General features: G+C 62.9%; 11 protein-coding genes. All 11 read right to left on the bottom strand.

Features of this window, described 5'->3' with window-relative positions; all coding sequences use genetic code 11:
* Nucleotides 1-13: 13 nt before the first annotated feature.
* The 11 genes from ABFD92_15770 to ABFD92_15720 all read right to left on the bottom strand — a co-directional run bounded on the left by ABFD92_15770 (nucleotide 14) and on the right by ABFD92_15720 (nucleotide 11,268).
* Nucleotides 14-1,324 carry a LysM peptidoglycan-binding domain-containing protein gene (locus tag ABFD92_15770; protein MEN6505996.1) on the bottom strand — a complete coding sequence of 437 codons (1,311 nt, stop codon included), beginning with the start codon at nucleotides 1,322-1,324 and terminating at the stop codon, nucleotides 14-16.
* Nucleotides 1,325-1,485: 161 nt separating this feature from the next.
* Nucleotides 1,486-2,685 (bottom strand): acetate kinase, encoded by a 1,200-nt coding sequence (locus tag ABFD92_15765; GenBank protein ID MEN6505995.1) that lies wholly within the window; start codon nucleotides 2,683-2,685, stop codon nucleotides 1,486-1,488.
* A gap of 87 nt (nucleotides 2,686-2,772) precedes the next feature.
* Nucleotides 2,773-4,248 (bottom strand): TrkH family potassium uptake protein, encoded by a 1,476-nt coding sequence (locus ABFD92_15760; GenBank protein ID MEN6505994.1) that lies wholly within the window; start codon nucleotides 4,246-4,248, stop codon nucleotides 2,773-2,775.
* Between the two features lie 9 nt (nucleotides 4,249-4,257).
* Nucleotides 4,258-4,920 carry a TrkA family potassium uptake protein gene (locus ABFD92_15755; GenBank protein ID MEN6505993.1) on the bottom strand — a complete coding sequence of 221 codons (663 nt, stop codon included), beginning with the start codon at nucleotides 4,918-4,920 and terminating at the stop codon, nucleotides 4,258-4,260.
* Nucleotides 4,917-5,351 (bottom strand): TrkA family potassium uptake protein, encoded by a 435-nt coding sequence (locus tag ABFD92_15750; GenBank protein MEN6505992.1) that lies wholly within the window; start codon nucleotides 5,349-5,351, stop codon nucleotides 4,917-4,919. The genes ABFD92_15755 and ABFD92_15750 overlap by 4 nt, the downstream gene beginning before the upstream one ends.
* 2 nt (nucleotides 5,352-5,353) lie before the next feature.
* The gene (locus ABFD92_15745; GenBank protein MEN6505991.1) at nucleotides 5,354-6,049 is read right to left on the bottom strand and encodes a response regulator; all 696 of its coding nucleotides are present in this window, start codon (nucleotides 6,047-6,049) and stop codon (nucleotides 5,354-5,356) included.
* Nucleotides 6,039-7,895, bottom strand: a complete 1,857-nt coding sequence (locus ABFD92_15740; GenBank protein MEN6505990.1) for an ATP-binding protein — start codon at nucleotides 7,893-7,895, stop codon at nucleotides 6,039-6,041. The genes ABFD92_15745 and ABFD92_15740 overlap by 11 nt, the downstream gene beginning before the upstream one ends.
* Nucleotides 7,896-7,971: 76 nt before the next feature.
* Nucleotides 7,972-9,054, bottom strand: coding sequence for a hypothetical protein (locus tag ABFD92_15735; protein ID MEN6505989.1), 1,083 nt, complete (start codon nucleotides 9,052-9,054; stop codon nucleotides 7,972-7,974).
* 258 nt (nucleotides 9,055-9,312) lie between these two features.
* Nucleotides 9,313-10,350: a diguanylate cyclase gene (locus ABFD92_15730; GenBank protein ID MEN6505988.1), complete on the bottom strand. Its 1,038-nt coding sequence runs from the start codon at nucleotides 10,348-10,350 to the stop codon at nucleotides 9,313-9,315.
* Between the two features lie 62 nt (nucleotides 10,351-10,412).
* Nucleotides 10,413-10,991 carry a hypothetical protein gene (locus ABFD92_15725; GenBank protein MEN6505987.1) on the bottom strand — a complete coding sequence of 193 codons (579 nt, stop codon included), beginning with the start codon at nucleotides 10,989-10,991 and terminating at the stop codon, nucleotides 10,413-10,415.
* Entirely contained in the window at nucleotides 10,978-11,268 is a 291-nt protein-coding gene (locus ABFD92_15720) for a hypothetical protein (protein MEN6505986.1), read from the bottom strand. Before ABFD92_15720 ends, ABFD92_15725 begins: the two co-directional genes overlap by 14 nt.
* Between the last annotated feature and the right edge of the window lie 75 nt (nucleotides 11,269-11,343).

The raw sequence follows: 11,343 nt of genomic DNA, 5'->3' as shown, positions 1-11,343 counted from the left end.
GAGCGGGGGTGTGCTATCTGCCGAAATCGGGACGGCTGACGTCGTCGCTGTCGCGCGGGGTCGCGGGGCGATCCGGCGGGGTCACGTCGCGGATCGGCGCCGGTTCGCCCGAGGGCACGGCCGGGCGGTCTTCGACAGACGCGCCGCCGGCGACGGTCCTGCGGGCTTCTTCCAGCGGCGGAATGCGAAGCTTGTGCCCGATCCGCATTCGGCGCGACTGAACGCCCGGGTTGGCCTTGGCGATGGCCGGATACAGCGTGCCGTCGTTGTACATCTTGACCGCCACGTCCCAGAACCCCGCGTCGCCGTCGGCAACCACGTAGGTCCTGTAGTTGGCCGGGACGGCAGTCGTATCGGCTGCGGCGCCCGCGGCGATACCCGTTACACCCGCGCCGGCGGGCTGCTCTTCAGGCTTGGGCGGGACGACCAACTTGGTTCCGACCGACAGCGAGTCGCTGTTGACGCCGGGATTGGCCTTCTCGATGGTCTTGTAATACTTGCCATGCCCGTAGACGGCCACTGAAACGCCCCAGAACCCCGCGTCGCCTTCCTTGACGACGTAAACACGCTGTCCGCCCGGCAACGGCGCGACCTCGCTGAGCCCGGCGCCGATCACTGCCGCGCCGCCGGCGGGGGCGGCCTTCTGCGGCAGCGGCGGAATGGTCAGCTTCTGTCCCGGTCGCAGGGTCTCGGGATCAACCTGCGGATTGGCCTTGGCGACGACATCCATGTGCTTGCCGTCACCGTACATCTTTTTGGCCACGCTCCAGAACCCGTTGTCACCGGCGGCGACGACGTAGGTGCGGGTGGTTGTCGCATCGGTCGAGGGCGCCCCCGCCACCGGCGTCACCACCGGCGGGGTCGTGTCGCGAATATCCGGCTGGAGAACCTCCGGAACGTTGCGCGTGACGGGCGGCTGCTGGGTGATGTCTTCAACAACCGGCGTCTGAGGCGCAGCCGGAGGCGCAACTGGAGGCGCAACTGGAGGCGCGGCGGCCAGCGGGTCGCCAGCCGGGGGCGCCGCGGGCGTGGCGGGGGTAGCCGGCGCTGCCGGCGGCGTCATGACCAGCGGGTCGATGGTGATGCGGTCCGAAACCGGCGGCGTTTGCGGGGCGGGCTCTGCCGGGGCGGCAGGCGTTTCCGGAGCAGCCGGCGCGTCCAGCGGAACCGGGTCGCGGAGGGTCACCACCGTCTCGACCGGAGCCGGCGGCGCCGCGGCAACGGGCTTATTATCCTTGGGATCGGTTCGTACCGCAATCCAGATCACTGCCACCGTGGCGACCAGCAATCCCACCACCACTCCGATTTTCAGGTCCGTGCGCATAGATAAACTCCCGATGCAAACCAGGAATGGCCCGGCGAATACCATTTAACAGATTTCGATTGCTATTGTATCGGACGGGCAAGCCGGTTTCCATCTAGTATTTGTGTGGCACAGGCTTTCCAGCCTGTGGTGTCTTCACAGCCTGGAAAGGCTGTGCCACCTTATTTTCCCGCCAAGGCCGCCGTGTCCCGCGCGATCATCAGTTCCTCGTTGGTCGGAACCACCCAGACCGCAAGGCGCGACGCGTCGGTGGTGATGGCGCCGGCCTTGCCGCCGCGGGTCTGCTCGTTGCGATGGTTGTCGCCCTCAGCGCCCAGGCGTGCCAGCGCCTTGCAGATGCGCCGCCGCACGGGCAGGGAGTTCTCGCCTATGCCGCCGGTGAGTATCACCGCGTCAAGACCGGGCAGGATCGCGTGATAGGCGCCGATGTACTTCACAATGCGATAGACGAATACCTCGACGGCCAGTTCCGCATTTTTGTCGCCGGCGTCGACCTGCTCGAGCAGGTCGCGCATGTCGCTGAGCTTGCCCGAAAGCCCCAGCAGGCCCGAGCGGCTGTTGAGCGTCTTGTCGATCTCCTGCGCCGTGGCGCCCTCGCGCTGCATGTACAGCACGATGGCCGGGTCGATGTCGCCGCTGCGCGTGCCCATCACCAGCCCCTCCAGCGGCGTCATCCCCATCGAATGGTCCACCGCTTTGCCGCCGGATATCGCCGTCATCGAGCACCCGTTGCCCAGATGCACGGTGATAAGGTTGACCTTGTCGACGCTCTTGCCCAGGATCTCGGCCGCCCGCTGCGTCACAAAACGATGGCTGGTCCCGTGGAACCCGTACCGCCGCACGTGGTGCTCGGTGTACCATTCCGTCGGAACGGCATAGCGGTACGCCACCGGCGGCAAGGTCGCCAGAAAGGCGGTGTCGAAGACCGCCACGTGCGGCACGTGCGGGATGACGGCCATCGCGCTTTCGATGCCCGACAGGTTCGCCGGGTTGTGCAGCGGGGCCAGGCGGGCGTTGTCTTTGATGATGTCGATGACGCGCTGGTCGATGATCGTCGAGGCGGAGATCGCTTCGCCGCCATGCACCACGCGGTGTCCGACGCCCTCGATCTCGCCGATGCTCGACAGCACGCCGGCGTCCTTGTCCAGCAGGGTCTCGACGACCAGCGCCAGCGCCGCGGAGTGGTTGGGGGCCTCGACCTGCTTCTGCAAGCGATCCCCGTTTCCCTTGGTGTGCGTGAGCTTGGCCCCGTCCTGCCCCACCCGCTCGACGATGCCCTTGGCCAGAACCGACTCGGTGGCCATGCTGAACAACTGGTACTTGATCGAACTACTGCCGCAGTTAACCACAAAAACCTTCATGTCTTTCCTCTCGCAATAAAGTCAGTGTCCTACTGGTTGGAAGGAGCAGTGTCAATCGTCAAGTTCTCGTTTGTCAGCACGAAAGCCTCAATCTTCGGCACTGATCATCCCCCGGGCGTCTCGAATCAGCTTGATCGCGCTGATGAAGACGACGAAGAACTCCAGACGACCCAGGAGCATTCCGACAGTCTCGGCCCAGAGGACGCCTGCGGGCGCGGCCGCCGAGGTGACGCCCACCGACAGCCCGACAGTCCCGAGAGCGGAGGCATACTCGAAGAGCGACTCCTTGAGCCCATATCCGTGCGCGGCAAGAATCGCCGCCCCGGCAACATACGTCAGCAGATAGAGGAAGACGAAGACCCCGAGTTGGCGGAAACGCCCGTCGGCGAGGAACACCTGCTGTTCCGCCTCCCATACCGGTTGTGCCGTGACGGCCCTGCGGGGCAACAGTCCGCGGCGCATCTCCCAGATCAGGCCTTTCCACAGCAGATAGACCCGGTACTGTTTGATCCCGCCGGCTGTCGAGCACGCGCCCCCGCCGATCAGCATCAACACGATGAGCGTTCCCCAACCAAACGAATTCCAGTCGCCATAGCTGACGGTAGAGAAGCCCGTGGTCGTCAAGGCCGAAACCGTTTCAAAGACCGCCACGCGGATGCTCTTGCTCAAAGCCGGATACAAACCCCGGGCCGTCAGCAGGAACACCAGCAGCGCCGAGACCGGGATCAAGAGCGCCATCAGGCGCACTTCGCCGTTGCGGCAGATGGCCCGGAACTTCCCGCGCAGCAGCAGCCAGGCGGTGATGAAGTTGAGGTTCCCCATGACCATCAGCACGATCAGCACCGCCTCGACAGCCGGCGAATCCCAGTACGCAATGCCCTCGGCATGGTTGGAGAACCCTCCGGTAGACACCGCGGGGAAGGACTGATTGACCGCGTCGAACCAGTTCATTCCCGCCAGGCGCAGCGCGACAGTGCCTACAACCGCGTATCCGCTGTAGATCAGGGTCACCAATTTGGCCGACTGCCGGACGTGCGGCACAAGCTGCTCGCGCCCTTCGGCCAGAGACACCGCCGGTCCGGTCGGACCGGTAAGGGCTGACAGGGCAATAATGGCCAACCCCGCACCGCCGGCCAACTGCATGATGCTCCGCCACAGCAGGATCATGTGGCTGGCGCCGGCGACGTCGACTACCGACAGCCCCGTTGTGGTCCAGCCGCTGACGGATTCGAACAGGGCTTGAGTGAAGTTCAGCCCCGCCGACGCCATCAGCGGCCAGGCGGAGAATAAGCTCACGAGGATCCAACTCAGGAGGACGATCACGCCGCCTTCCTGGACGGACAACGCCTCGCTCCTGTGGCGCGGCCATCGCCATGCCGCAAGCCCCAGGCCCCCCATGAGGACCGCCGGCAGGATGAAGCTCCACGCCTGCGAGCCCTCCTGCGGCCAGACGATCAGCGCCGCCAGCGGCGTGAGCATCAGCAGTCCGCAAAGGACCAGGATCAATCCCAGGTAGGAGAGGATTGTCTGATATCGCCGTCGAAGATATCTGGCTTCTCTCAAGGCTTTCTCTCAGTCGGACTCGCCGGTGACGGCCTTGAGCACGGGCCCGTGGTTGGACGGCAGGGTAATCAGGACGATTCGGTCGCCGGCCTGCAGTTGCGTCTCGCCGCGGGGAACGATGGCCTCGGTATGACGCAGGACGACCGCGATCAGGGCGTCGCTGGGCAGGGACAGTTCCCGCAGCGTCTTGCCGACCACGGGCGCGTCGGTTTGCAGCTTAACTTCGGTGATGTTGACCTTGCCCTCCCCCGCGGGGATCAGGTTGGTGATTTCATCCAGCGTCGTGTGCTGCTCGATAATGCTGGCGATGGTCCGCGCGGTGGAAAATGCTTTCACGCCCAGTTGCTCAAAGACCACTTCATTGTCCGGGTCGTTCACCAGCGCCACCGTCTGGGGCACGTGATGCTGCATCGCCGCCAACTGGCAAATGGCCAGATTATCCTGGTCACGGGGCGTGATGGCCAGCACCGCGTCGGCGCCATACGCTCCGGCCTCCTCGAGAATCGCCGGGTCGCTGGCGTCGCCGCAGACGACGGTAAGCTTGAGGCGGCGGGCCATCTGGATGCACTCGTCGCTGTCGGCGTTGACCAGCGTGACGTGATGTCCTTTGGCCAGGAACGTCCGGCACAAAAAGTAGACCGCTTTTCCGCCGCCGGCAATCAGAACTTTCATCCCTGATCTCCCAAGCTGCCCGGAATCGCGATAGTCTCCAGAAACACGTCTCCGGCCATCGATGTCGGACAGATCGACTCGACGCCCAGTTGGCGGTAGATCGGCTTGCGGGAGGGATCGAACACCCGCGCCAGCACCCGCGCGACGGAAAAGACTTTTCGAGCCACCTGGACCACCATCAGGTTGACGTTATCGTCCCGCGTCGTGGCGATCACCACGTCGGCCTTGTCCGCCTTGGCCTGCTTCAGCACGGCCAGTTCCGTCGCATCCCCCTGCACGCGGAAGCCACTGTATTCGGCCGAGAGGTTGCCCAAGGCTTCTTCCTTGCTGTCAACGACCACCACGGCATGGCCTGTCCGGCTGAGATTGTTGGCCAGGTGTGAACCGAGCCTCCCGCAGCCGATGATGACGATGAACAGGTCGTTGCCCATGGCTAGCGTTCCTCTTTGGATGAGGCCTTGGATGATCCCATGCTGATCGTTCCTTTGGAAGTCAACCCCGTCGTGCGGCTGAGGTTCTCATCGGCAGGCCGATACGTCGGATCCAGCGCCAGCGCGGCGCGGTAGTTCTTCTGCGCTTCGAGCGTCTTGCCGCTGATCTCCAGCAGCGCCCCGAGCAGATTAAAGGCTTCCGGCCTCGTCGCATCGGCGTTGATCGCCCGCCGCACGTGCTCTTGCGCCGCCTCGAACTCCCGCTGGCCGATATTCTTCTTGGCCAACTCAATATGATCCTCATAACCCCGGGCGACATCCGCGGCGATGCGATCTCGGTCGAGGACGGCCGTTACCAGATCGCGAATTTCCCTGGGGACAAAGGGCTTCTGGATGAAGTCCACCGCCCCGAGTTTCATAGCCTCGACAGCTTTTTCAATGGTGCCGTGGGCGGTGATGATAATGACCTTGATGTCGGGCCTGCTCTGGCGCACCCGCCGCAACACCTCGATGCCGTCCATTCCCGGCATCTTCAGGTCTAGCAGGATCAACCCGTAGCTCTTCTTTTCCAGCGCCGCCAGCGCTTCTTCGCCGTTGATGGCGCAGTCAACTTTCAGGTCCAACGTTTCCAGAGCCTGGGAAAGCGTCAAGCGGATGTTCTTCTCGTCGTCAACAACGAGCACGGGTTTAGCGTTCATGGTGAATCTCCTGTTCTTGCCCAGCCAGGGGCAAGGTGAATGTAAAGGCGGTTCCTTTTCCGGGAGTTGAATCCAGCCAGATCGTCCCCTTGTGAGCGCGCACGATCTCCCGGCAGATATTCAGCCCCAGGCCCGTCCCACCGGCGCTCTGGGCGCTCTTGACCTGCGCAAACTTCTCGAAAATACGGCTCTGACATTCCAACGGTATGCCTTCCCCGTCATCTTCCACCGCCAGGTACACCCAAGGCCCGCCGTGTCTGGCCGAGACGGTGATGCGGGTCCGGGCGTACCGCAGTGCGTTGCCGATCAGGTTCGTCAGCACCCAGGTGATCTTGCTGATGTCGGCCCGCACGTGCGGAATCTCCCGCGGGACATCTCCAATCAGTTCCACGTGCTTGTTCCTGGACTGCTCTTTGAATACGTCCACGGCCTTGTCGACCAGCAGCGCGGGAGGGACGCGGCCGAATTCCATCTCGACTTTGCCCGCCTCGATCCTCGACAGGTCCAATAGGTCGCTGACCATGCTCCGCAGCCGCTCCAACTCTTCCCCGGCCACATCCAGCAATTGTCGCTGCTTATCGTCGAGGTGGGCGGGGGCCTCCCTGAGCAACTCGATGCTCATGCCAAGGCTTTGCAGCGGGGTCTTGAGTTCATGGGACGCCGCCATCACAAACTCGCTCTTCATTCGCTCCAGTTCCTTCATCCGCGTCACGTCCCGCAAAAGCAGCACCACTCCCGACGGCCCTGCGCCATCGCCGACGACCGGCGTGATGCCCACGAGATAGTGCCTGGGCGAGTCTTCGCCGCCAAGGGTCAAAATGTCGCGGCCTTCTTCAACCTCCGGCGAACGCCCCGATTTCGCCGTCTGCCGGACGAGGTCGAAAAGCTGCTCGTTCTTGACCACGTCAAGGAATGGCCTGCCTGAGGCCTCTTCCGGCTTGACGCCCAGAATGACCCCCGCCTGGCGGTTGATGTTGGTCAGACGAAACTGCGAATCCACGAGCATCACGCCATCCTCGATGCTGGCCAGGACAGCATCGCTCTTGCGCTTCTCGGTCATGATTCGCTCAACGTTAAGGCGGTGATAACGGCCGAGCTTCTCCGCCATGGCATTGAAGTCTTTGGCCAGGCGGGCCAACTCGTCGGAGCCGCTGCCGTAGGCCCGGACGTCGTAGTCGCCTTCGGCCAGCGCCTCGGTGGCCCGTATCATCTGCCGGATGGGTCGAACCAGCCGTTTGCTCAGCAACAGGCTGAAACCCAAACCCAGTCCGATAGCCGCCGCGGCCACAATGAGCGTCGACCAGATCGCCCTGTCAGCCACCTGCGAGGCTCTCCGGCTGGCGGCGAACATGGTGCGCTGGTTGATATCACGCAGCCGCACCGCCGCGTCCCGCACCTGCGTGAACGAAGGCAGAACGGACTCGTGATAGAATTGGCCGGCCTTGGGCGGAGCCGACTTCCTCAACTCGCGAAGTTTGGAAAAGTTGGCCAGGTATGCAGAGTAGCCCGACTCAACGGAGGCGAGGATATCGGCCTCGCCGGAGATGGTGATATTGCCTTTGGCCCGGGCCATCCATTCCAGAAATTGGTCCTGGTTTGCCTGAAACTGGGCCTGCCCCTCGCTGTCATAATCGAGCATCACCAGCAGCGTCGCCGAATCCTGACGCTCGATCGAGTCGATCATATTCTCCGCGGCCAGAATACTTCTATAGTTCTCGTGCAGGATCGCGTCGCTGGCCTGGCCGAGATTGACCAGGTTCAGGATGGCCCACGCCAGCAACACCACGATCAGCGCCAGGCCAATACCATAACCAACCAGGATCTGTTTACGGAGGGTAGCCGCCATGATCCCGCTTATTATCCGATTTCCCCTTGCGGAAGCAACTCCCCTCCCCTCAAAGCATTCTTCGACTGTACGTGCCTCAGCGGTCGCTGTCCTGGGGCTGCGGTCCGGGGGCGGCCGTAGCGGACGAGCCCTGCTCGATCAGGGTGACGGCCTCGCCGGAGACGCTGGCGTTGCGGCCGGTGGCCACGGCGGTGGTGTGCAGCGTCCCGGGGCGATCAGCCTTAAGGATGACGGTGAACTCCCGGGTCTGACCCGGCGCCAGCGAATTCAGGCTCCAGGTGATCTGCCCGTTCATCTGCCTTCCGCCGTCGCTGGCCTCCATGAACATGGCGCCGGGGGGCAGCAGGCTGGTGACCGTCACGCCCGAGACCGTGGTTCGGCCGCTGTTGGCGACATGCACCACGTATACCAGATTCTGCCCGGCCCGTTGACGCGGGGGCGCGGAGATGTTGATAGCCAGGCGGGAGTCGTCCTGAGCCCATCGCGACGCGTTGGAAGCCGATGGGCTCGGTTCGCTGCGGGAGGGGCTGTGACTTTCGGCTGGCAGAGCCTGCGGCGAAGCGGTCGCCTGCGAAGGCACCGGCGGCAGCAATTCCGCCTGCGCGACCTGCATGTCCAGGCAGACCGGGGCCACGTCGTAATCCACGCGCGTGCAGCCCATGATATTTCCGCCACTGGACGAAGTGCCGCGGATAGCGAAGGAACGCGACGCCGAAGCGTCCAGCGTGCCCACATCCCACTGGATCGTGCTGCCGGTTCGCGTGGCGCCGGCCGTCGCGCCGGCCACCTCGAACGGACCGGGCAGCGTTTCTTTGACGATGACGCCCTGCAGAGGCGATTGGGTCAGGTTGGTCACCTCAATGCGGTAGGTGAAGGTGGAGGCGGACTCGATGTTGGCCGGGGCGGTCTTGCGCACTTCCAGGACGGCACAGGTTCGGTCGCCGGGGGGAAGGAACCGTGAGACCGACAGGTCGCACGCGCCGTTGGCGGGTCGGGTTGTCGGCGACGCTTTGGCCTCGGGCAGGCCGGTCACCCGCGTCGTAACCAGCGGCGTGGGACTGCTTTCAAAGCTGCTGCCCGGGAAGCACGCGTCACAGCCGGACAATATGGACATCGCGCCCAATGCGGCGCACGCGCAGGCAAATGCGAAACGGTTCATCGTAAACCCCCTGGGTAGTAGTTTTATCCGCTTGTACTATATGCCACGACAATCGCCCCCGCCGGGAGAATCTTGATCAATCAGTAATGCCTCGATCACGGGGAAAAGTCGCGGCGGAGGCACCAAGTATTTTTCAAAGCCGTTGTTTGGCTTTGATAAATACTTGCGCTGAGCAAGCGTACATGGACCCAAATGAAGAAGTAACTCAAGAAAACGAATTACTTCTTCATTTAGTGCCTCCGCCGCGACTTTTCCCCGTCAGTCCACCACCACGGCGTTGCGCCCGGAGGCCTTGGCCTGGTAGAGACGCCGGTCGGCCAGGTCGATGAGTTGGTCAAGGTCTTTCTCGACGTTGATCCCGATGGTGCCGTGGGAGGCCCCGATGCTGACGGTGAAGGAGGGCACGCGGTCGGCCGCGGCGCAGCGGTGGCAGATTTCCTTTCCCACCGTGCGGAGCTGGTCGAGCGTGACCTGGCTGAGGAAGACCAGGAACTCGTCGCCGCCGAACCGCCCCACCAGGTCGCTGCGGCGGATGCGCGTCTTGATGATCTCGGCCAGCGTCTCCAGAACACGGTCGCCGGCGAAATGCCCGTGCAGGTCATTGATGCGTTTGAAGCCGTCCAGGTCGATCATCATGATCCCGACCTGGTGGTTGGCGCGCTGGGCCAGGAATGAAAACGGCGTCATCATGCTGTAGAGGCCGCGGCGGCTGAGCACGCCGGTGAGGAAATCTTCGGCATGGCGGGTGGTCAGCTCGCGGTTGGACTGCCACAGGCGCTGCAGCACGTTGCCGATGAGGTCCAGTTCCGGCGAGGTGGCGCCGTACAGGCTGATCATGTCGACGAACTCGCGGACGTGCAGGTCGTACTGCTCTTCGATATTCGAGCCCTCGGCAAAGACGTCGGCGACACGGAAGAGCTTGCTGAACGCCGGATGCAGCAGGTAGAACTCCAGGCGGTAGGCGATCAGGAACGCCTTCTGCACGTCGGAAATGCTGCCGCTGGAGTCCAGCAGCTCGCGCACCTTGCTCTCGCCGACCGCCAGCTCGCGCTCGATGACAGTGGGATTCTCGAACACGTCGGGGATGGCGCCGCGCTTGGCCCAGACCAGGATCCGCCGCCAGTGCTCGATGTGCGAGCATTCTTCGTCGGCCATCTTCTTCCAGAACTCCTGCAGCTTCGCCGCCGCCGAGGCGCCGGCCAACTGCAGATAGACCTCCGAGGCCAGGGTGTCCATCGCCAGGCACCGCTCGATGATCGGCGTGACATGATCGACTTGCGATTCTTCCTTCGCCATGGCAGCTATTCTACGCGTTGCCCCAATCGGAAGAAACAGACAAATCGTCGGCGCAATGCCGCTTATTCGCCGGCCTCCACGCGGGCTCGCTCAAGCAGATCGGCAAGATGCATGACTTGAGCTTCGCTTCGGAGATACTCCATATCCAGGGAATCGACCTGCACTTCAACGATTCCCAGCACGTCGTCCCATTGTTTACGGGATTCCTGCCCGCCATCGCGAAACCACGCCAGTTTTGCCAGGATCAAGTCTTCCGGAGAGGCAAAGTAGAACTCCTCGCCAGCGTCCAGCAAAAGACGCCGTCGTCTTCTGGCAAGCGCCTGGCGGTCATGCAACGTGGCGCCTGCTACAAACACATCCACTTTCAGCATGGTTTGCAGGTGGATCAGATTAAAGGAGCCGCGAGTGCGGACGGCGTGGCGAATGCTTTCTTCAGCAAGATAATACGAGGCCGAGAAGTCCCGAACCATCACTGGGACGTCATCAGGATTCAGATCGGCCACAATGTCAACGTCAACGGTCGACCTGGCTTTGCCGTAGGCGGAACTGGCAACGGATCCCCCCACGTAGTAAGGAACACCAACCTGATCGAACCACTCAATGATGGGCTTGATGGCAATGGCGGCTTCAGAGAAGTTCATGGTGCGGCTCCCCCTTGAGTTTCTCGCGCACGCCGTTGGCAAGCTCGGCTCCATAATGCAGCCGCACGAACTCGATCTTGACCTCTTCGTCAGACCATTGCGGATGGGCAAGGGCGATCGCCCGCCGCGACATGTTGATAACCATTTGACTCAGGTTCATAGCCTTGGTCAGCCGCTGTTCAAATGTCATCTGCCGCAGCCCTTCGATCCACCGACGGTAAATGGCAGGATCGGTATCCCTGGGGCAGCCGCCCGGTCTTGTGCATTCTCCGGCCATGGATGCATTATAACCCCGCCCCACCGCTTGGAACAGACGACGAACCTGATTACTAATTTCTGATTACTGATTACT

Source organism: Planctomycetaceae bacterium, assembly GCA_039680605.1.
In the GTDB taxonomy this organism is placed as follows: Bacteria; Planctomycetota; Phycisphaerae; order SM23-33; family SM23-33; genus JAJFUU01.
The sequence above is the reverse complement of the archived record's forward strand: the minus strand, read 5'-3'. Positions and strand labels throughout refer to the sequence as shown.